The following is a 22,071-nucleotide window of genomic DNA, read 5'->3' on the forward strand; positions in this document are numbered from 1 at the left end:
CGACTCCTTACTGAACGGCTTTACGCGGCGCCGTTGGGTCTGCCGGTAGGGTGAAGGTACGCAGGTCGATAGTCGGCGCGTTGTTCGCTCCGCCCAGACGGTGATCGAGCACCAGCATTTTCGAGTGGGCCAGGCCCTGGCTGAGTTGCGTCAGATACTGCTCAAGCAAGAACGCCTGCCCCGCTCTGGCGTAACCCTGCTGTTCAGCACTGAAACGTAACTGCGCGGCTTGAGCGTTAGCCATGACTTCCCGAGCGCTGGCGGTGGCTTTGTCATGGATTTGGGTCGCGTTGAGTTGCGCCACATTGAACGTGCTGCTGGCCGCGCCCCGCTCCCGGGCAATCAGCGCCTGAGCACCAATCTGCGCGGCCTGAACCGCGTGGTAAGCGTTGGCCGCTCCCGCAGGCGGGTGAATGGCTTCAACCACCGTGGCAAGAATCTCCACACCACTGTCGAGTCGCCGTAAGTCTGCCTGGATCGCATTGCCGGTATCACGCGCAAGGTCGGAGCGCTGCTCGCCCAGCAATTCGTCCAGCGTCCGCGAAGCAAAGTCGTGCACGAGTACCCGGCTGGCGGTGCTGCGAATCAACATCGGCACATCGGCGCTGTTGTAAGTGGCGGCCATGGCGGCTTCGTCGCTCAAGCCGATGCGATAGACCAGACGCACGTCCATGTTGACGATCTGAAAGCCCTGCTTGTCGCCTGCACTGCTGGCGATCACCTGGGACTTTTCATTGATATGGCTGGCGTCCCACAAACGGTTGGTGCTGGCCGGCGCTGGCCCTTCTGCTGAATCGGACACAGGAGCAGAAGTGGCACCGCTCGCATCGGCGACGCTAGTGGCCAGTTCGTGAACCACTCCATTCTCTACGGCCAATACCCGGCCAAAGGGCCAGGGAAGACCACCGTGCAAACCCGGCCCGAGCACCTCTACCGGCTTCCCAAAACGCTCATAGATGCCGCGCCCTTGCATGGGGATTTCATGCACACCGCTGAGCGCCCAACCCAACGCTATGACAGCCGTCAGGACGGGCAGAAACGCCCGCCGCATGTAGGTGAAAGCCCAGATCTGCCGCAGGTCGATACCAAAACGGTTATGTAATTCGTGCTGCAAGGCCTGCAAAGGTTGCGGCGGCCAGCGCAACAGGCCCGACATGAAACTACTGGCCGCCAGACGCGGCTCGACGCGGGGATTACGCGGATTGAATAGCGATAACGCCGCGCGGATCAGCAGTTCGATGGCAACGAGGCCCGGCAACAATCCGCTCAGCACCGCCAACCGGGCCGTCCATGGGCGCTCGACGCCGGAGAAAAACAGACACACCGCACCGATCAGCAGCACCGCAATCGCCACGCGGGTCATCTGCGCCAGTTGCGCAGCTTCCGGCCACTCGGCCTGCTCAGCACTGAACTGGCGCTCAAGGACCAGCAGGCCGAACGCCAACAACACCGCCGCACTGCCCGCGCCGCTGCCCATTCGTGAAAGATCATTACCCGGCAGTGATAGATCCCAAACGGCTTCCAGGCAAATCAGCGCCAGCACTGCCCAACCGGCCAGCCATAGGGTAGGCGCGCCAATTTGCGACAACATCGAACTGCCCAGGTTGCTGATGCGCGCAAGGAGCCGCTCATACCAGCCAGTGTCCTCAAGCTCCTGGATGTATGGCGCAACCTGAGGCTCGCCGCCTTTCAACGCCAAAGCACGCCATTGCGCAACGCCGTGGGCGGACTGCAGAGCAGCGGCTAACAGCAACAACGCTACCGCAGCGTTAACCAGCACCGCAGCCCACAGCGTGTTCGCTGCAAACAAGTCAGCGAACAACGCCAGTATCAATCCAGAAATACCTGCGCCACCCGTTGTCCAGGTCAGGCGTTGCAGCCGCGCCGCATGAACCGCGGCTCTTTGAAACCTGGGCAGACCGTTAAGACTGCCGTGTTCAACATCCAGATCAACCCGCATCGACGCCCCAGAACTCACCGAATGTTGCTGCCATAGCCCGGCAATTGCGTCGGGCTGAACCGACAGGATATGGCGTTACGATATAACAGTAACAGTGAAATTTTTGTCAGGTACGGGGCACATTTCGGGCGAGGCTCTACGCTCACATCTACGACGCGCTTGGCAGCGCATTTCCTGTCGACAGTACTGGCAATCAAGACCTGTGCTTGACGCCCAAAGCAGTAAATATTACAACCATAATTTAAAGACGGTGATCACCTGATTTTTTGGGTACTGCACTCCGTTAAACCCATGCCCTGTCGGAGGCAAACGTCGACCCTGTAGGAGTGAGCTTGCTCGCGATAGCGTCAGACCAGACGGCAACTTCTCAACAGGTCGACCGTTATCGCGAGCAAGCTCACTCCTACAGGATCCGCGTTTGCCACATGACAGCGCGGCGTCCACGACAAAAGGAGAAGGCTATGAGCAGCTATGACGTTGTGATTATCGGTGGCGGCCCGGGCGGCTATAACGCAGCCATTCGTGCCGGTCAGTTGGGCCTGAGCGTGGCTTGCGTTGAGGGCCGTGAAACATTGGGCGGTACTTGCCTGAACGTCGGCTGCATTCCTTCGAAGGCGCTACTGCACGCGTCGGAGCTGTACGAGTCGGCTGCGGGTGAGGAATTCGCCAAGCTCGGCATCGAGGTTACGCCGACGCTTAATCTGGCGCAGATGATGAAACAGAAAGGCGACAGCGTGGCGGCCCTGACCAAGGGCATCGAATTCCTGTTTCGCAAGTACAAGGCAGAATGGATCAAAGGCTGGGGACGCATCGCAGGCCCGGGCAAAGTCATCGTCACCGACGCTCAAGGCGTGGAAACCGAGCTGCAAGCCAAGGACATCATCATCGCTACGGGTTCCGAGCCCACCCCGCTGCCCGGTGTAGAGATCGACAACAAACGCATTCTGGACTCCACCGGCGCGCTGTCTCTGCCAGAAGTGCCCAAGCATCTGGTGGTGATTGGCGCAGGTGTTATCGGTCTGGAACTGGGATCGGTGTGGCGCCGTCTGGGCGCAAAAGTCACGGTGGTGGAATACCTTGATCACGTTGCCCATGGCACGGATCTGGAAGCGGGCAAGACGTTGCAACGTTCGCTATCGCGCCAGGGCATTACCTTTAAACTCAGCTCAAAGGTCACCACCGCGACCACAACCGATCACGGCGTGAATCTCAGTGTCGAGCCTGCCGCGGGTGGCGAAGCCGAGCTGATCGAAGCCGATTACGTGCTGGTCTCCATCGGGCGGCGGCCTTTCACCAAAGGTCTGGGGCTGGAGACGGTCGGCCTTGAAGTCGATAAACGCGGCATGCTCGAGAACAAAGGCCATCGAACGGCGGTAGATAATGTCTGGGTGATTGGCGACGTCACTTCAGGGCCAATGCTGGCGCACAAGGCCGAAGACGAAGCGACGGTATGTCTGGAGCGTATCGTCGGCAAGGCCGGTGAAGTGAATTACAACCTGATCCCCAATGTGATCTACACCCGCCCGGAACTGGCCAGCGTTGGCAAGACTGAAGAGCAGCTCAAGGCAGATGGGCGTGCGTACAAGATCGGCAAATTCCCGTTCAGCGCCAACAGCCGCTCCAAGGTCAACCACGAGACTGACGGCTTCGCGAAGGTCCTGGCGGATGAACGTACGGACGAAATTCTCGGCGTGCATCTTGTAGGCCCCAGCGTTAGTGAAATGATTGCCGAGTTCTGTGTCGCCATGGAGTTCGCCGCATCGTCCGAGGACATCGGCCTGATCAGCCACGCCCACCCTACCCGCTCCGAAGCCTTGCGTCAGGCCGCGATGAGTGTGATCGGGTTGCCGACGCAGTCTTGAAGGCAGCAGTACAAACCCGGTCTTACGGGATTGCGCAGAACCTGTGGGAGCCGGGCTTGCCCGCGATGGGCTTGATGCGACGGGGCAGATATCTGCGGTGCCCTTATCGCGGGCAAGCCCGGCTCCCACAGGATGAACTGACGCGGGACCGGCTTCAGCCAGGAAAGCAGTATTTCTAACGACATTTTCAGTGCCTGTCACGGCCTATTCCCGGCTAAAGCCGGTATCACATCATCGCGCCATTGTCTGGATCACACATCACTCCCACAGAGGGGAATGCGCCATCCAGAAACAATTCCGGCACATCTAAATCGTAATTATTTATGTTTTTTTCGAACCAGATGCTGTGTTTGTTATCTGTTGTCGGTACTTTGGCGTTCAGCAAGGAGTCGTAGCGCGCAATTTTCTTGTGCAGGATGCACAGTACTCGTTAGGGGCTTCACCTTATGAATCGCAGGACTCTCCTGAAAGCATCCATGGCGCTGGCGGCTTATAGCAGCGTGCCAGCCTCGGGGCTTTTTGCTGCACGCGCGATGGCCGCCACGGCCGACGGCGAAATCGAACATTTTGACTTCGATGCACTGAAAGCCCACGCCAAGCAATTGGCTGGTCGGGGTTACGTCAGCAACAAGCAAGTACTGCCTCCTGTACTGGCAAACATGACACCGCAGCAGTTCAACGCCATCAAATACGACGCTGGCCACTCCTTGTGGAACGAGCTTAACGGCCAACTGGACGTGCATTTCTTCCACGTCGGTATGGGCTTCAAAACGCCGGTACGCATGTACAGCGTCAATCCGAAGACCAAAGAATCCCGGGAAGTGCACTTCCGCCACGAACTGTTCAACTACGAGTCCAGCGGCATCGACAAATCGCTGGTCAAAGGTGACTTGGGCTTTGCCGGCTTCAAGCTCTTCAAGGCGCCGGAAATCGCCATCAATGACGTGGTCTCGTTCCTCGGCGCCAGCTATTTCCGCGCAGTGGACAGCAACAAGCAATACGGCTTGTCGGCACGCGGTCTGGCCATCGATACCTACGCCAAGCGTCAGGAAGAATTCCCCGACTTCACCAAGTTCTGGTTTGAAACCCCGGACAAGAACGCCACCCGCTTTGTGGTTTACGCGCTGCTGGATTCGCCAAGCTGCACCGGTGCCTACCGTTTCGATATCGATTGCCAGTCAGGCCAGGTGGTCATGGACATCGACGCAAACATCAACGCGCGTACCGACATCGATCAGATGGGCATCTCGCCGATGACCAGCATGTTCAGCTGCGGTACCCACGAGCGCCGGATGTGCGACACCATTCACCCGCAAATCCACGACTCGGACCGTCTGGCCATGTGGCGCGGTAACGGTGAGTGGATCTGTCGCCCGCTGAACAACCCGCCCAGCCTTCAATTCAATGCCTTCGCCGATAAAGACCCCAAGGGTTTCGGTCTCGTGCAGACCGACCATGAGTTCGCCAGCTATCAAGACACCGTTGACTGGTATCACCGTCGTCCAAGCCTGTGGGTAGAACCGACGACGCCATGGGGTGAAGGCGCGGTCAATCTGGTGGAAATCGTTACCACCGGCGAGACCATGGACAACATCGTGGTGTTCTGGACGCCGAAGGACAAGATCAAGGCCGGTCAGTCGGTCAATTACGGCTACAAGCTGTATTGGGCCCCGCTGCCACCGGTGCGTACGCCTCTGGCACAAGTGCATGCCACTCGCTCGGGTATGGGCGGTTTCACGGAAGGCTGGGCACCGGGCGAGCATTACCCGAAGTTCTGGGCCCGACGCTTTGCCGTGGACTTCAACGGCGGCGGCCTGGAAAGCCTGCCGGAAGGCACCGCTATCGAGCCTATCGTGACCGTCTCGCACGGCAAGCTGCAGGAGTTCAACATCCTCGTGCTGCCGGACATCAAAGGTTATCGGATCATTTTCGACTGGCTGCCAGACAGCGACTCGGTCGAGCCGGTAGAGATGCGTATGTACATCAAGACTCAAGACCGGACGCTCAGCGAAACCTGGCTTTATCAGTACTTCCCGCCTGCGCCTGACAAGCGTAAATATCCGTCGTAACCCGACCCGGTTCAGAGGTGCCTTGCAGCTATGCAAGCACCTCTGAATATTCACGCCTCACACGCCAATTTTTAATTCTTAATAAATTCAAAAGGTTATAAACCTACTGATTTCCTGGCTTCAGTAATATGTTCGAATATTGACGAATTGATTGACAGTTCGGCGAACTCAGGCTGATATAACCCCTGTCCTTTCTGATTCACCCTCCCTGTTTTCCTGCCGCGTTGACCATTCCCCATGGTTGATGAGCGGTAGCGTGGATGATGGTTTTTCTGCATACCCCACCGCCTGTAAGAGTGAACTTGTTCGCGAGACGTCAGGCCTGCGTACACAAACATGCAGCATCGCCAACAAGCTAGCCCCTACAACAGAAGTGCAACTCCCCTCACAGCAATCCCGAGGCAGAACACATGACGTTGAACCCTGCAAACAGCGGCGACGCTCGCTCGTCGATTCTGGCCTTCAACAAATCGACAGTGGTGGTGTGGGTTGCCATCAGCCTGATCCTGATAGAAACCTTTTCCGGTGCGCTGCGCTTTTACTTCGATAAGGCGGGCATCGCACCCTTGTTGTACCTGCCCAAGATTGCCTGTCTGGTGATGTTTGCGTTGGAGCTGCGCGATTACAAAGCCGGTCGCATGGTCTGGATGAGCATGCTGCTATTGATGGTTTCGAGTGTGCTGGCAATGCTGCACGGCGCTAGCCTGAACAACGTCGCCTTCGCGTTGTTTGGCATCAGCCCGTTGCTGTTCGGCCTGGTCTGTAGCGAGCATCTGTTCCATCGTCGCAGGCTGCTCCTCTGGGTGATCGGCCTGTGTCTGGCGGCATCACTGATCGGGATTGCGCTGGATAAATTCACGGCCGTACCGTGGAAGGGCTACAGCTACAGCATTGGCGACGCCGAGCTGAGCGCCAATACATCGTGGACCACGGACACAGAAGACCGCATCGCCGGTTTCGCCCGTGTTTCCAATATCTTGTCGATTCTGATCGCAATCTTCAGCTTGTATCTGTTGGTACTGCTGCGCTCTCGGCTTTTGTGGCTGCTGTTGAGCCCGGTGGCTTTGTACGCCATCGTCCTGACCACCAGCAAAGCCCCTGCCGCCGCTTTCGCAATGACCCTGGCATTATTGCTGATCAGCCGCATGCGCTGGACGACGCGTATTGTCTGCACCCTCGCCGTTTTGACAGGGCTGACGCTCCCTGTGCTGGGCATGGTGTATGACTTTGACCTGCATACCGTGAGCAGCAGCAACTCCGCGCTAGGCACCTTGTATGACCGACTGATCAATACGTGGCCAAACGTCGCCCACGCAATCAGCAAAGAAGGCTGGACCCTGACCGGTGCGGGGTTTGGCATGTTCGGCGGCGCAGCCTCGCTGTTTCCGGTACCTGGCGGTGAGATGCTGGTCGGTTCGGACAGCAGCGCGATGTATCTGTGGGCGATGCTCGGGCTGGGCGGCGTGTTGCTCTATCTCATGCAGATTCCGCTGTTTTTTACCCTGACCGATCAAGACAGCCATGTCGGCAGAGCGATGCTGGCGATTACCTTCTGCTGCTGCATGATCAGTTGGACCACCGATATGTTTGAAGTCACTGTGGCCAATCTTTTCCTTGGCCTGGCGATAGGGCATGCGCTGTCCGACAAACTTCTGGATAGCCGCAAAACTCCACGCCCTCAAGCATTTCATCTGTCGCCCTCACCGACGGCGTACTGAGGATGGCAGGCAAACGATTCGCAACCGGACTGGCCTGCGTTGCCTGGCTGACATGCACGGCGCTCCACGCCGAAGAAGCCTTCATTCTGGGCATCAGCACACATCTGATGAACTTCGATGCGTCGCCAAGACCCGCTTTGCAACTCGCCGCAAAAGCGGGTTTTTCAGCGGTTAAAGACGATGCCTTCTGGTCAACGGCGGAACCCAAGCCCAACCAGTGGCGCATCATCGCGCCATGGCGTGATTACCTGAACACCGCCACCAGCCTGAACTTGAACAGGCTGACCATTCTGGACTACAGCACGTCGTTTCATGACAACGCCAAACCGCGCGCACCAGCGGTCAAAGCGGGGTATCTGAACTACGTTGACTACGTCACCGGGCAATTGGGCAACAAAGTCGACTTTTACGAGATCTGGAACGAGTGGGACCTTGAAGCCCCCCGAGATCCGCAACTAAGCGCCGACTACGCCACACTGGTGCGCGAAGCCGTGCCGTTGATCCGCAAGAACACCACACAGGTCAACGGGACGCCAGCCAAAATCCTTGCAGGCTCGATAACGCCAGAAGGTATGGATGGCGGGTTCGCGGACAGGCTGATCGACGCAGGCATGCTGGATCTGGTTGATGGGCTTTCGATTCATCCCTACGCCCATTGCGCCGCCGACGGGCGCAACAACCCCGAAAGCTGGGTGCAATGGCTGCGCGATTATGAACAGCACATCCGCACCAAGGCCGGGCGCGCGGTGCCGATCTACCTCACGGAGATGGCCTGGCCTAGCCACAAAGGCCCCTGCGGGAATACGCCGCAAACCCAGGCAGCTTATCTGGCGCGGATTCTGCTGTTTGCTCGCACCATTCCCAACATCAAAGGCGTCTGGTGGTACGACCTGGTCAACGACGGGCCAGACAGAGCCGACCAGGAGCACAACTTCGGCCTGCTCAATCAGGACCTGTCACCCAAGCCCGCCTATGGTGCGGTCAATGCCATCACCGACGTTATCAAGCATTTTGCCTGGGACGCTCAGCGCAGTGTCCAGTCCGCCACCGTTTACCAGTTGCATTTCAGTAAGGGCAACGAACATGTCGTCGCGGCATGGGCTACCGATGGACCTCGCCAGCAGTTGATCACCAGTAGCCGGCAGATGAGAGGTCCCGTCATGTTCATCGACACTGCCGACCCCGGCAAAGGACAAATGTCTGGCGAGGCATTCTGGCGCTGTCAGGACGATCAGTGCTCTGCTCCAGTAACGCTCACCCGCTTCCCGAAAATCATCAGCCTGAACTCCGACACAGCCACGCCGCAACGCCCCTGACCTCATTCCCTGCCCCAGCCGTCAACGCCAAGAAGAGCGCCATGGACTTCAGAAAAGACATCAATGGATTGCGCGCTATCGCAGTGATCGCAGTGCTGCTTTATCACTTCAATCCCGGCTGGTTGCCCGGCGGGTTTGCGGGCGTGGATATTTTCTTCGTGATCTCTGGATACCTGATCACCGGCATCATCGTGCGCAATCTGGACGCCGGCCGCTTCAGTTTGCTGGCGTTCTACAAGTCCCGCGCCCGACGCATTGTTCCGGCCCTGGCAGCACTGTGCTTTGTGCTTCTGCTGGCGGGCTGGTTTTACCTGCTGCCGCAGGACTACAGCGAACTGGGCAAACACATCGCCGCCAGCCTGGGGTTCGTATCCAACATTGTTTACTGGTTCGAAGCGGGTTACTTCACCCCTGGCGCGCACGAAAAGTGGTTGCTGCACACATGGTCGTTGTCGGTGGAGTGGCAGTTCTACATGGTGTATCCAGTGGTACTGCTGGCGTTGAGCCGAGTGATTGCCTTGCGAAACCTGCGTTGGTTGATCCTTTGCGCCTGTCTGGCCGGGTTCGGCTTTTGTGTATTCGCCTCATTCAAATGGCCTGAGCCATCGTTCTATCTGTTGCCGACACGGGCCTGGGAACTGTTGGTCGGCGCTGCCGCCTGTGTATTCCCGATCAGGCTTCAACCGTCGCATCAACGAGCCCTGGAACGCGTTGGGCTAGGACTGATTCTGGCAAGTTTCCTTGTACTCTCAGAGAAGGATGTATGGCCTGGCTATCTGGCGCTGCTGCCGGTGCTGGGTACCTTGGCAGTGATCGTCGCCGCGCGACAGGATTCGTTCGTCACCGGCAACCGGTTCTCACAGTGGACAGGGAAACTGTCTTACTCGCTGTACCTCTGGCACTGGCCGGTCGTGGTGTTGATGAGCTACTCAGGTTATCTGGGCGAAACATCCAATTTGTTGATCGGCATGCTGTGCGCCTTTGGCTTGGGCATGGCGTCTTATGAGCTGATCGAAAAGGCCCCCAACACGGCCCTCGGCAAATTCCGCTGGAGATTCGCCCCGGTCAGCGCGTTGATCGGCTCGGTGCTTGTCGCGGCGAGTGCCGTGAATGCGACAGAGGGTGCGGTTTCTCCCCTGCGCTCAGTGAGCATCTCGGACAAGGCGCGCTTCCTTCAGGACTACGCCGACCGGCAGAAAAATCTTTATGAAACGTACTGGCTAAAGTGTGACGCCTTTTCCGCGTTCACCGAGCGCGGCCTCTCCGCCATTGACCCCTCCTGCACAGAGAAACGCGGACGGGGCGGCGTCTTCCTGTGGGGCGACTCCCACGCACAGGCTTTATCCCTGGGTTTACGAACCTTGCTGGCCCATGACACACCGTTCTATCAAGTCGCCTCGGCAGGCTGCAAACCCAGTCTGACTCAAGACAACGGACGCGCCACTGCGCCACGCCTGACCTGCAACTACTCCAACAGAACCGCACTGCAAAGTATTCGCGAGCTACGTCCTGAGTTTGTGGTAATTGCCCAGAAAGATCAGCACGACAAAACCCAATGGAGCGAGATTGCCGCCCGTCTCAAGAGCTACGGCGTCAAACGCATCGTTCTGCTGGGGCCGCTGCCGCAATGGAGCCCTTCCCTGCCAAGCGTCATTGCCAATCGTCATTGGGGTCTGAACGAGTCGCACATCAGCGACCCGGCCCTCGATCAGAGCGTCATGGCGACTGATCGGGCAACACGTCGGCTGATTGATCCTCAGGCCATCGACTTTGTGTCACTGATCGACAAGCTATGCGTGGCCAACTCCTGCCTGGTCCGGTTGCAGGACGATTCGCTGCTGCAAATTGATTCAGGACACCTCAGTGAAAAAGGCTCGCTGTACATCGTGAAAAACTTTGTTCTTCCGGAGCTGAGCAAACAGATCGCTCGATAGCTGCATGCGCAAAACAAGCCCGCCTGACCCTGATCAGTGCGGGCTTTTTTGCGTCCTGAAAAAATCTTCACATCGTCGCCACGTTTGGCTGCTAAGTTGAGCGCAGGCCATTTTGCAAGGAGGCAGAGTTGAGCATGTTTTTACCAAAGATATTTCTTGGCTGGATGCTGACGACGCTAAGCCTGACAGGTTTAGCGCACGCAGAGATTTATCAGGTTGGAGGCAGCCAGTGGCGGCCGTTTAGCTATGAGGATGAACAAGGCGAGCTGCGCGGAATATCCACCGATATCGCCCGACGCGTCCTGCAACTGGCCAATATTGAAGCGCAGTTCGTTTCTTACCCGGTCAATCGGCTGCAAGCCATGCTGGGCAAAGACGAACTTGATATGAACTTCGCCGACTCTGCGCAGTGGAACAGCAAAGATGAACTCGATCATTTTGTTTTTTCCGAACCCTACCTGCGGGTCAAGGAACACCTGTATGTCCTCAAAGGAAGCCCTGCCGCCAAAATCCCTGTGGATAAGTTACAGGGCCTGACCATAGGCACTATCCGGGGCTATACCTATCTGAATATGGACCCGTCTTTCGCAGACAAACGCCTGGTCGAACTGGAAACCTCTGAAGACTCGGCCCTGCTTCAACTGCTGTTGGCCAGACGCGTTGACGCGATCGCAATGGTCGACGACCTGTTCGACTACCTTGTTGCAGAACAACACATGGATCCAGACCTTTTCCAGCGTGGTGCATTACTCAGTGATGCCCATGTCAGCATCAAGCTGCAGCCCGAACTGGCGCCTCACCTGCCCGCCATAAACAAAGCCATCCGATCAATGATCCGCAGCGGCGAAGTAGCCAGGATTCGCACGTCGTATCTCTTGTCTCATAAGCCCGACGGGTGCCAAAAAGCGGACGTAACCTGTTGAAAGTCAAGAACGATCACTAAATCCGAATTAAGTTCATATTTCTAAATTTATCAATGACATAGCCTTAAACAATTCATGAATGGCAAGACTCGTCTTTACGCTTAGGCTCTCGAAACAACCAAAAATAGAGAGAGACCTGAGATGCCCCTACCTCGCTTCCATGTCGCAGTTAGCCTGATTGGAGCAAGCCTGATGGCCACCTCCGCAGCCTACGCCGACACCCTGACCCGTGATAATGGCGCCCCTGTTGGCGACAATCAGAACTCCCAGACCGCCGGTGCAACCGGCCCAGTCCTGCTGCAGGACGTGCAACTGCTGCAAAAACTTCAGCGCTTTGATCGCGAACGCATTCCTGAGCGCGTCGTACACGCGCGCGGTACCGGCGTACACGGGGAGTTCGTTGCCTCGGAAGGTGCTTCGGACCTGAGCAAGGCAAAAGTCTTCAGCAAAGGTGAGCACACCCCGGTATTCGTTCGCTTCTCCTCGGTGGTACACGGTAACCATTCGCCGGAAACCCTGCGTGACCCTCGCGGTTTTGCGACCAAGTTCTACACCGCAGACGGCAACTGGGATCTGGTCGGCAACAACTTTCCGACGTTCTTCATTCGTGATGCCATCAAGTTCCCGGACATGGTGCATGCGTTCAAGCCTGATCCACGTACCAACCTGGATGACGACTCGCGCCGCTTCGATTTCTTCTCCCACGTGCCGGAAGCGACTCGCACCCTGACTCTGCTGTATTCCAACGAAGGCACACCTGCCAGCTATCGCACCATGGATGGCAACGGTGTTCACGCTTACAAACTGGTGAATGCCAAAGGCGAAGTGAACTACGTGAAGTTCCACTGGAAAAGCCTGCAAGGCCTGAAGAACCTTGATCCCAAGCAGGTTGCCGAGGTCCAGTCCAAGGATTACAGCCACCTGACCAACGACTTGGTAGACGCAATCAAAAAAGGTGATTTCCCGAAATGGGACCTCTACGTTCAGGTCATCAAACCTGAAGACCTGGCCAAGTTTGATTTCGACCCGCTGGATGCGACCAAAATCTGGCCGGACGTTCCCGAGCGCAAGATTGGCCAGATGGTCCTGAACAAGAATGTGGATAACTTCTTCCAGGAAACCGAGCAGGTCGCCATGGCTCCGGCCAACGTCGTACCGGGCATCGAGCCTTCGGAAGACCGTCTGCTGCAAGGCCGGGTGTTCTCCTACGCCGATACTCAGCTGTACCGCGTCGGCACCAACGTCTTCAGCCTGCCGATCAACGCGCCAAAGGTTAAGGTCAACAACGGCAATCAGGACGGTTCGCTGAACAGCGGCAACACCACAACCGGCGTCAACTATGAGCCAAGCCGCCTCAACCCGCGCCCTGCTGTTGAAGCCGCTCGCTACAGCCAGCTGCCGCTGTCTGGCAGCACTCAACAAGCGAAGATTCAGCGCGAGCAGAACTTCAAACAGGCGGGCGACTTGTATCGTTCGTACAGCAAAAAAGACCAGCAGGACTTGATTCAAAGCTTTGGCGAGTCGCTGGCCACTACCGACACCGAAAGCAAAAACATCATGCTCTCGTTCCTCTACAAGGCTGATCCGGAATACGGCACAGGCGTGACCAAAGTTGCCAAAGGCGACCTCGAAAAGGTCAAGCAGCTCGCTGCCGCACTGAAGGACTGATCAATAACTCGCGCGCTTCAGCTATCTGGCTGAAGCGTAGCGAGCCGGGTCTTTTAAGAGGGTATGAACATGCGCAGAATTCTATTCGCGTTGCTACTGTGCGCAGCCACAGCCAGCGCTGCCACGAACGAAGCAACCACCACCGACACTCAAGCGCAGTTGAGGGCACTGTATTTCCAGGCAGCGCGTGAAGGCCGACAGGACATGCTCAACGAATTCATCAACGCCAGATTCGATCTGAACGTTCAGGACGAAAAGGGTTATACCGCGCTTATTCTCGCTGCTTATCACGGTCATCAAGACACAGTGACGCAATTACTGAATGCGGGTGCTGATCCATGCGCCAAGGACCTCAGAGGCAACACCGCGCTGATGGGTGCCATCTTCAAGGGTGAGCTGAGCATCGCCCGGCAACTGGTCGCCGCCGACTGCGCGCCAGACCAGCGCAATAATGCAGGCCAGACCGCAGCGATGTACGCCGCCCTTTTCCACCGCAAAGAGATCCTTGATTCCCTCGCCGCCAAAGGCGCCGACCTGAACGCCACGGATGCCATGGGTAATCAGGTGCAGAATCTTGAGCGGGGGGAGTTTAAGACGGTGCAGCCTTCGCAGTGAGGGCGAAGTTCGGGTTGCTGAAAGAAAGCGCAAAACTGTCGCAAAACCCAAAATTAGTGCTCCGACAGCAAGGTCTGCTAATTAAATCTGTCGCAGCCAGTGCTGACGCAGCTCAGCGATCGATTGAGCGTGACCGCTAAGCTGCGTCAGCTTCGCGCTGAATCCAGGCGCGTGACTGAAGAGCGAGACATCTCAAAAGGCCGCCGCATACTCTGCCAAGGAGTAAGGCTGAAGTCGGCCTTCATTAAAAAGCATCTGACTGATTGCCCGGTCCGGCGTCCTTGCCAAACACTCAAGGCACACCCCAGCGGCTACTAAACCTGGCTGCAGTCTTGGCCAATTCCTCCGCCAACGTGTAGGACGAATGGGTGACCACCATCGGCAGCTAACTTTCTAGCCGTAACTGTTCCAAAGCCAGATGCAGCACCTCTCCTAAATCAGTAGAGCTCATACAAAAGCTTTTAAATCAGAAGTTAATTGGGTACTGCGTGATGAAACGCACATCATCAAGATCACTATTAAAGGAGTTTCGATAGTTAGCGTGTTTCAAGCGGAAATTAAGATTCTTCAGGGGACCGCTCTGGACGGTGTATCCGAGTTCAATGTTTCGTTCCCATTCCTTCTGGGCGTCGTCGTAGCCCGCAATTTTGATATTATCGCCCCGGACATATCTGACCATGAAATCGAGACCCGGTACACCGAGCCCAACGAAACTATAGTCGTAACGAGCTTGCCAAGAACGTTCATCCTCACGGGTGAACTCAGCATATTGAATGAAGTTCGGCATGTAGTTAGTGCTTCCACCATCAACGTAGAACGTATAGCCCCCTTTACCTTGGATCCGCTGGCTGGCTAACGTGAACTTATGAGCTCCTATAGCGTACGAACCACGCAGGCTGAACGACTTATTGTCTAGATCGCCGCCGAGCTCTTCGCCTATGCTCTTTTGGTCATAAAAACGAAAGTCCATCGCCACCGCTTGTGACTCATCGATAGCCCTAGTCCAACTCAGACCCACATATTTCTTATCCCAGTAATCTTTAACAGAAGAAGCATATAGGCCTGCGGTGAGGCTTTTGGTTAAGCTATAGGTCGCGCCAACAAGGTCCGCTTCTTTCAAGTTCGAAGCTGCACGGGAGGTGCGCTCTTTCAGCGTCATCGACGTGAAGTGTGCAGCCTCTATGTTAAGCCCCGATATCTCCTTGCTCGAAATATAGAGCCCTTCGACAGTCTCTGGAAGCAGGCGGTTATCACCCGTAGCGAACACAGGTGTATTCACCTGTTGCTCGCCGTATTTCAAGACAGTGTTCGAGTACTTGAACTTTAAAGCTCCCGCGGCCTTTGAATATTCGTTCTGAGCGTGGTCAATCCCTACTTGACCCCTTCCGCTGCTAGGGAGCAAGCCGCTATTGATTCGATCGGGGCTACTGTCTAGCTTCAGCCCAGCCATACCGATAGCATCGACCCCGACACCGATCACACCCGGAGTGAATCCTGAATTAAAGGTAGCAATCAGGCCCTGCGCCCACTCGTCCCTTTTACTCTGAGATGTGCTCGCAGCATTTCGATAATCCCTATTAAAATAGAAATTTCTGTTGAGAATTTGCGTTTTGCTATCCTTGAAAAAGGACAATTCATTAAGATCATTCGCATACCCTGACTGAGCAACAGCCAGACAAACAACGGCCCCACCCAAAAAATAAGCTGCACGCATAATTCAACCCTTTATAGCTGTTATGGCAGATATTTCTATGTCGAGATTGACTAGACTATCGGTCCAGAATTTAGGCGGCAGAAATCTTATAAGTTAAGTAGAAATCCAGGCGGTAACTTTATTCTTATTTTAATATTTTTATTTTTTGCACAGCGCGTAAGTGGATTCAGATCTGTTATTCAGCTTCCACCGAAAAGGACTTGGAAATAAGCAGGGAAACTAGCGTCACGCAGGCCATTCCCATCAAATAAGCTGGAACTGGCCACACGGCGCCGCCGGATTTGAACACCATCCAGGCCGAGACGGCGGGCGCGGGGCCGGCCCCAATGATAGACGCCACCACGTAGCCGATAGAGATGCCGCTGTATCTAACATTGGCCGGAAAAAGCCGCGCCGTCATGGCCGCGCTTACCGCATAGGCACAGCTGGCACCGAGGTAGCAGATGGGCGCGGCGATGAGGAAAAGAATCAGGTTGCCCGAGCCCACCATCCAGAACATAGGGTAGGCAAGCGCCATCGTGTAGAGCGTGCCCGTGAGCGCCACTCGCCGGCGACCGAGACGGTCAGCCAACATGCCCCAGATGGGGAAGGTGATGATCGAGCTCAGGCTGAACACCACGCCTGCCAGCAACGTCTGCGACTGCGTGAAGCCCATCTGCTTGGCATACACCAGCTGCATGTATACCAACACGATGAATACGCCGCTCGCACCCATGAAGTTGATGCCGACGGCCAACATCAGTTCGCGCGGGTGATTCTTGAGCAGCTCGATGATGGGCCGGTCGACCTGCTTGTTCTGACGCTTGACCTCCTGGAAGTCAGGTGTCTCCGAAACGCTCAAGCGCACCCATAGGCCCACCACTATCAGCAACGCAGAAAACAGGAAAGGAATACGCCAGGCCCAGGCCTTGAACTCCTCCGGCGAGAAGCTCATGGTGACGGCCAGGAATGCCAGCGACGCGAAGAGCGAGCCGCAAGGAGAGCCCAACTGCACGAAAGTGCCGAACAGCGTCTTGCGGCCCTTGGGTGCATGCTCGATGGACATGAGCGCCGCGCCTCCCCACTCGCCGGCCGCTGCAATACCCTGCACTGCACGTAGCAGTACCAGTAATGCCGGCGCCCAGAAGCCAATGGTGGCGTACGTCGGCAAGATGCCGACGATCAGCGTGGCAAACCCCATCAAAAGCAGCGTGACCACCAAGCTCTTCTTGCGTCCGATCTTGTCACCGTAGTGACTGAAGATGAGCGTGCCGATGGGCCGGGCGACGTAGCCTACGCCGTAGGTGGCAAGCGCCACCACCGTGGAAATGCCGGGGCTGTCGCTGGGGAAGAAAAGGACGCCGAAGATCAGTGCGGCCGCCGTGTTGTAGATGAAGAAATCGTACCACTCGATGGTGGTGCCGATCATGGATGCGAAGGCGGCCCGCCATGCCTCGCGGGTGGGACGCGCTGGTGGAGCGGTGGACGGGCGGGCCGGGTAGTCCCGGAAAAGCTTCGAGTTTTCCATTGCATTGACTCGCTAGGGTCGGGTTGAGAAAGTTACTGTGGCTCGGGAGATTCATAACCCTGGATGCGCCGCGCGATACGCTGGTGGCGCTCTAGCATCTGCTGCATGCCCGGCGCGGTGAACCGACCGTTTTCCACGAGCGCCTTGCCGGCGATGACGGTGTGGCGGGGGGCATTGGGGCCGGACATGAAGAGCGCACGCACCGGGTCGCCCACGGCGCCGGCATATGAGGGGCCGTCGACCGGCCAGCAGACGACGTCGCCTACTGCGCCAACCGACAACTCGCCCAGTTCGCCGGTGCGGCGCAGGATGGCCGCGCCGCCGCGGGTAGCAATCTCGATGGCCTCGCGATCGTCCATGCCGCCCATGCGTTTGCCGCCCGAGCGCAGGCGCTGCAGTCCTAGCATGGTGCGCGCTTCCAGCCAGAGCGAGGCGCTGTCGCTGGACGAAGAGCCGTCGCAGCCCAGCCCCACCTTTACGCCAGCGTCACGCATCTCGCGCACGGGGGTAACGGTGCCGTGGCGCCCCCCCATCATGAACACGGTGCTGGGACAGTGCGCCACGCCCACACCCCATTGCGCCAACTTGGCCATGTCCTCGTCGCGTGCGTACATGACATGCGCGCCCCAAGCACGGTCCGACGCCAGTCCCAGCCGCTTGAAGTTGTCGATGGGGTGGCAACCGAAGTGCTCCTGGCAGAACTCGTTTTCCAAGTGCGACTCGGCCAGGTGCATATGAAAGCCGACATCGTGCTTTTCCGACAGGTCCGCCAAGCGCTGGAGCAGCTGCGGCGTGACGGTGAAGATGGCCGCGGGGCCGAGCGCAATGCGCACCATCGCACCGTGCGAGCGGTCGTGATACTTGGCGATGAGGCGTTCGCAGTCGGCGATGATGGTCTCGTCGTCCTGCACCACTGATTCGGGTGGCAGGCCGCCGTCTTTTTCCGACAGGTTCATCACCCCGCGCGTTGGGTGGAAGCGGAAACCCAGCTCTTGCGCGGCACGGATTTCCGCGTCGATCAGAAAGGGCTTGGGATGCACGTACAGCATATCCGAGGTGGTGGTAGTGCCGCCCAAGGCCAGTTCGGCCAGACCCACCCAGGCCGAGACGTACACCGCCTCTTCGTCGATGCGGGCGAACATCGGATAGAGCGTGCGCAGCCAGTAGAAGAAGTCGCCCTCATGCGACTGCGGGTTGCTGCGCGTGAGGTTCTGGAACATGTGATGGTGGGTATTGATGAACCCGGGCGTGACGATACAGCCGCTGGCATCGAGCCGGCGCACCGTTTGCGGCTTGGTGCGGTCGGGCCCGCCGATGTCCGTGATCAGGCCGTTGGTGATCGCCAACCAGCCGCCAGCCAGCTCGCGGCGCTGGTCATCCATGGTGACCATCACCCGCGCGTTCTCGATGATCAGATCCGCAGCTACTTGCATTTCCTTGATACCCTGTATTTCCGGCGGCGGGCAAGCACCGCATCGTGATGTAAACAGATTTACACATATCCCATATATATGTAAACGGATAATCATTCGGCTGCGAGAAGCACCGATGAGAAAATGGGCGCGGCCGCCGTCGGCCCGATCAGGGCAAAGTACGTTTTCTCGGGCATTTAGCTTGGAATCGACAAAGGCATTCACAGGAGAGATATGGATACAGCTGCAGCCACCAGCTCCGAATCAGTCAAGGACCGGATCGCCAGGACGTACGCAACACTTTCCGAAGCTCAGCGTCAGTTCGCCGATCTAACGCTGGGCGAGCCTCTGTTCGTAGCGCGCGCTCCAATGCAGGCGGCGGCGTCGCGCATCGGCGTTTCGGTGGCAACCGCCAACCGTTTTGCACGGATGCTGGGCTATGTCGGATACCCGGAATTCCGCTCGGCGCTCATCGAAAGCTTCGAATCGGTGCTCAGTTCAGTTGAGCGAATGGAGTCGTCCCTGCACGACGATCAGGGCGAGGTGCCCAGCATTGTCAGTTCCGCACTCGCCGGCATCGAGCGCAATCTGGAGGCAACGCGCAACTCGCTGGAACCCGCTGTTTTGGAGCAAGCGGTGAAAATGATCGTGGAATCGCGTAGGCGCTTCGTGGTCGGCTTTGAGCGAGCCGCGCACTTGAGTGCCATCCTGGCTTCGGAGCTGAACATGCGCTGCGGCAACACCGAGTCGATGGCGAACGTGGATGGAGCCGTGGGAGCTGCGATGCGGCTTCACGATTTCGACGAGCGTGATCTGATCATCGCAACCGTGTTCCCTCGCTATTTCCGCGAGACGGTGGACATCGTGCGCTTGGCCAAGCGGCACGGGATCAAAGTGCTGGCCATTACCGACAGCCCGCGCTCGCCCATAGCTTCTATGGCCGATGCCTGCATCTACGTGGTGGCCGAGCGCACGCTGGGTTCCAGCTCCGACGCAAGCGTGCTGGCGGTGATGGAGGCGCTGGTGGCCGCCGTGACCGTGAAGGTCCCCAATGCGTCAGAGCGCTATCGCTCACTCACGCAGGCGGCGCTGGATTGGTACGCCATGCCCGAGTGCTGAAGCCCCGAGACAGTTTTCGAGAGTGACCGGCTGACGCTTGCAGCGAGTACGAACAGCGATTATCGCATCTACAACGCGAAAGCCCTTCACACCCTGGCCTTTATCAAACGCTCGCGGGATTTGGGTTTTCGCTGAGGTCGAGAACTGTTGCAGTGTGGCAAGACCGCGCTAGCCCCGACTTCAAGGGACTGGTGGATCACTCTCAGTAGATAAGCGCCCCGATTGTCCGATTCTGAAAGACCTAGAGTCGGGCAGGTCTCGCAAATAAAGTCCAGCGATCATCGACGGGCCTTCGGAACCGGCCGCTTGGGGCGCCTTGGCGGTGCGGTATCTAGCCAGGTCACCGCTTTATTCGCTTGCGCGGCGCTCATAACACTCGATCAGCTTTAGCGCTTGGACAGCCTCCAGCGCGGGTTTGTGACTGCACCGATTGAGTGGTGAAGAAACGTATGAGATTCGAACAAACCTGCGCGTTCAGACCGTTCGAAATCCTCCGAAACCTGCAATTTAAAAAAATCCCCGCAGAAGCTTGACCAGGGAGAACGATCGTTCTACTCTGGCTACATGGAAAAGCAAATGACCGATACACGAGAAAAAATTCTGGCAACTGTCGAGAAGCTGATTTACGAAAATGGTATTCATGGTACTGGCATGGACCTTTTAGTAAAAACCTCCGGCGTGGCGCGTAAAAGTATTTATCGCTATTTTGCGAATAAAGACGATATTGCGGCAGCAGCATTAAATGCACGCGATGTACGCTGGATGGAGTGGTTCAGAAGTGAATGCGAAAAGGCAAAAACTTCGCAAGACCGTATTATCAGCATTTTTGCAGTACTTAAGAGCTGGTTCGAATCGGACGATTTTCGGGGATGCGCATTTATTAATACGGCTGGAGAGGTTGGCGACGTAGATGACCCTATTCGTCACATCGCGAAGCTGCATAAACAAAAGCTACTTGATTATATATTAGAGCTGACCGGCCAATTAGGTATCGAAGATCCGAGGTCATTGGCTAAACAACTTTTTGTGCTGATAGAAGGCACGATAACTGTGGCCCGGGTAATGGGCGACTACTCACTCCTTGATAGTGCAAGAGAAGCTGCCATCGTTCTGCTTAAAGAAGTACAGCACCCAAGCGCTTAATATGTAGATACATCAAATTAAATAAATCAACCAAAGATTGGAGGTACCCCTATGTCCAACGAACCCGCTCGCCCACCACTTCCACCATTCACTCGCGAATCGGCGATTCTAAAGGTCCGACTCGCTGAGGATGGCTGGAACAGCCAAGACCCAGAAAAAGTTTCGCTCGCCTACACGCTGGATACTAAATGGCGTAACCGCGCTGAATTTGCTACCAATCGTGAAGAAGCCAAGGGCTTCCTTACCCGCAAATGGAAAAAAGAGCTGGACTACCGTCTGATTAAAGAACTCTGGGCTTTCACCGACAACCGCATCGCTGTCCGTTACGCCTACGAGTGGCACGACGACTCGGGTAACTGGTTCCGCTCTTATGGGAATGAAAATTGGGAGTTTGAACCCGATGGGTTGATGCACCGCCGTTTCGCCTGCGTCAACGACATGCCAATCAAGGAGAGCGAGCGTAAGTTTTTCTGGCCACTGGGTCGCCGCCCAGATGATCACCCAAGCCTGACCGATCTAGGCCTGTAAGCGCTGCAACTATTCAAGTTCTCAAATGAGCCGTTAGTACGAAGAGTTGATCTCTTACATTAATGATGGCTGTCGGCTGCGTTATTTCAACTCTCGCTAAAATTTTATGAAATATCGCTCCAGCTGGGTCTAACTACAGTGACCTAGTTAAGAATGATTACTCTATTAACATATATCCACTTACTTGGAGGTACCACCATGTCCAATGAACAAGCTCGTCCGCCACTTCCACCGTTCACTCGCAAATCGGCGATTCTAAAGGTCCGACTCGCTGAGGATGGCTGGAACAGCCAAGATCCAGAAAAAGTTTCGCTCGCCTACACGCTGGATACTCGCCTGCGTCAACGACATGCCAATCAAGGAGAGCGAGCGTAAGTTTTTCTGGCCACTGGGTCGTCGCCCAGATGATCACCCAAGCCTGACCGATCTAGGACTGTAAGTAATCCTGAACCTGATCCTTTATGCCGAAAGGATCAGGTTTCTCTTTTTGCAAAAGCCTATCAGCGCAATTCCGGTTCAATAGTACGATCCAGCCCCTGTCGTGAATGGCAGTCACCCCAGGCCATTTGTACGCTCCCTTCTC

The 22,071-nt window shown here is 56.6% G+C and carries 15 protein-coding genes and 3 pseudogenes; 14 read left to right on the forward strand and 4 right to left on the reverse strand.

The features are described 5' to 3' along the window. Positions 1-7 precede the first annotated feature (7 nt). Positions 8-1,960 carry a protease modulator HflK gene (gene hflK, locus AUC60_RS15945; protein WP_087269343.1) on the reverse strand — a complete coding sequence of 651 codons (1,953 nt, stop codon included), beginning with the start codon at positions 1,958-1,960 and terminating at the stop codon, positions 8-10. 461 nt (positions 1,961-2,421) lie between these two features. Here hflK and lpdA point away from each other — a divergent pair, with 461 nt between their 5' ends. From lpdA to AUC60_RS15990, 9 genes and pseudogenes are all read left to right on the forward strand, one after another. Further along, positions 2,422-3,822 (forward strand): dihydrolipoyl dehydrogenase, encoded by a 1,401-nt coding sequence (gene lpdA, locus AUC60_RS15950; RefSeq protein WP_087269347.1) that lies wholly within the window; start codon positions 2,422-2,424, stop codon positions 3,820-3,822. 446 nt (positions 3,823-4,268) lie between these two features. Next, positions 4,269-5,891, forward strand: a complete 1,623-nt coding sequence (locus tag AUC60_RS15955; protein ID WP_087269350.1) for a glucan biosynthesis protein D — start codon at positions 4,269-4,271, stop codon at positions 5,889-5,891. A 410-nt stretch (positions 5,892-6,301) separates the two neighbouring features. Further along, positions 6,302-7,609, forward strand: a complete 1,308-nt coding sequence (locus AUC60_RS15960) for a hypothetical protein (RefSeq protein ID WP_087269353.1) — start codon at positions 6,302-6,304, stop codon at positions 7,607-7,609. Between the two features lie 2 nt (positions 7,610-7,611). Next, positions 7,612-8,925, forward strand: a complete 1,314-nt coding sequence (locus AUC60_RS15965) for a hypothetical protein (RefSeq protein WP_087269355.1) — start codon at positions 7,612-7,614, stop codon at positions 8,923-8,925. Positions 8,926-8,966: 41 nt separating this feature from the next. Next, positions 8,967-10,859: an acyltransferase family protein gene (locus tag AUC60_RS15970; protein ID WP_087269358.1), complete on the forward strand. Its 1,893-nt coding sequence runs from the start codon at positions 8,967-8,969 to the stop codon at positions 10,857-10,859. Between the two features lie 134 nt (positions 10,860-10,993). Further along, complete coding sequence (locus tag AUC60_RS15975; RefSeq protein ID WP_087269361.1) at positions 10,994-11,782, forward strand: substrate-binding periplasmic protein; 789 nt, start codon at positions 10,994-10,996, stop codon at positions 11,780-11,782. 141 nt (positions 11,783-11,923) lie between these two features. Continuing rightward, complete coding sequence (gene katB / locus AUC60_RS15980) at positions 11,924-13,450, forward strand: catalase KatB (protein ID WP_087269364.1); 1,527 nt, start codon at positions 11,924-11,926, stop codon at positions 13,448-13,450. Positions 13,451-13,519: 69 nt separating this feature from the next. Next, a complete protein-coding gene (locus tag AUC60_RS15985) occupies positions 13,520-14,065 on the forward strand; it encodes an ankyrin repeat domain-containing protein (protein WP_087269367.1) in 546 nt (181 codons plus the stop codon). Between the two features lie 135 nt (positions 14,066-14,200). Then, a pseudogene (locus AUC60_RS15990) lies at positions 14,201-14,380 on the forward strand (IS3 family transposase); the annotation flags it as partial. Between the two features lie 151 nt (positions 14,381-14,531). Here AUC60_RS15990 and AUC60_RS15995 read toward each other — a convergent pair. The 3 genes from AUC60_RS15995 to AUC60_RS16005 all read right to left on the reverse strand — a co-directional run bounded on the left by AUC60_RS15995 (position 14,532) and on the right by AUC60_RS16005 (position 18,719). Continuing rightward, positions 14,532-15,779 carry an OprD family porin gene (locus AUC60_RS15995; RefSeq protein ID WP_087269370.1) on the reverse strand — a complete coding sequence of 416 codons (1,248 nt, stop codon included), beginning with the start codon at positions 15,777-15,779 and terminating at the stop codon, positions 14,532-14,534. A 175-nt stretch (positions 15,780-15,954) separates the two neighbouring features. Further along, entirely contained in the window at positions 15,955-17,286 is a 1,332-nt protein-coding gene (locus tag AUC60_RS16000; RefSeq protein WP_087269373.1) for an MFS transporter, read from the reverse strand. A gap of 32 nt (positions 17,287-17,318) precedes the next feature. Continuing rightward, positions 17,319-18,719 carry an amidohydrolase family protein gene (locus AUC60_RS16005; protein WP_087269376.1) on the reverse strand — a complete coding sequence of 467 codons (1,401 nt, stop codon included), beginning with the start codon at positions 18,717-18,719 and terminating at the stop codon, positions 17,319-17,321. A gap of 213 nt (positions 18,720-18,932) precedes the next feature. Between AUC60_RS16005 and AUC60_RS16010 the strand changes: the two genes are divergently transcribed. The 5 genes and pseudogenes from AUC60_RS16010 (at position 18,933) to AUC60_RS16025 (ending at position 21,927) form a co-directional block, all read left to right on the forward strand. After that, positions 18,933-19,817 (forward strand): MurR/RpiR family transcriptional regulator, encoded by an 885-nt coding sequence (locus AUC60_RS16010; protein ID WP_087269379.1) that lies wholly within the window; start codon positions 18,933-18,935, stop codon positions 19,815-19,817. Positions 19,818-19,847: 30 nt separating this feature from the next. Further along, a pseudogene (locus AUC60_RS28570) lies at positions 19,848-20,085 on the forward strand (MerR family transcriptional regulator); the annotation flags it as partial. 296 nt (positions 20,086-20,381) lie between these two features. Beyond that, positions 20,382-20,960, forward strand: coding sequence for a TetR/AcrR family transcriptional regulator (locus AUC60_RS16015; protein WP_087269382.1), 579 nt, complete (start codon positions 20,382-20,384; stop codon positions 20,958-20,960). A 51-nt stretch (positions 20,961-21,011) separates the two neighbouring features. Continuing rightward, complete coding sequence (locus tag AUC60_RS16020; RefSeq protein WP_087269385.1) at positions 21,012-21,488, forward strand: nuclear transport factor 2 family protein; 477 nt, start codon at positions 21,012-21,014, stop codon at positions 21,486-21,488. Between the two features lie 198 nt (positions 21,489-21,686). Next, positions 21,687-21,927 (forward strand): annotated as a pseudogene (locus AUC60_RS16025) (DUF1348 family protein). The last annotated feature ends 144 nt before the right edge of the window (positions 21,928-22,071 follow it).

It is taken from the genome of Pseudomonas caspiana (assembly GCF_002158995.1).
In the GTDB taxonomy this organism is placed as follows: domain Bacteria; phylum Pseudomonadota; class Gammaproteobacteria; order Pseudomonadales; family Pseudomonadaceae; genus Aquipseudomonas; species Aquipseudomonas caspiana.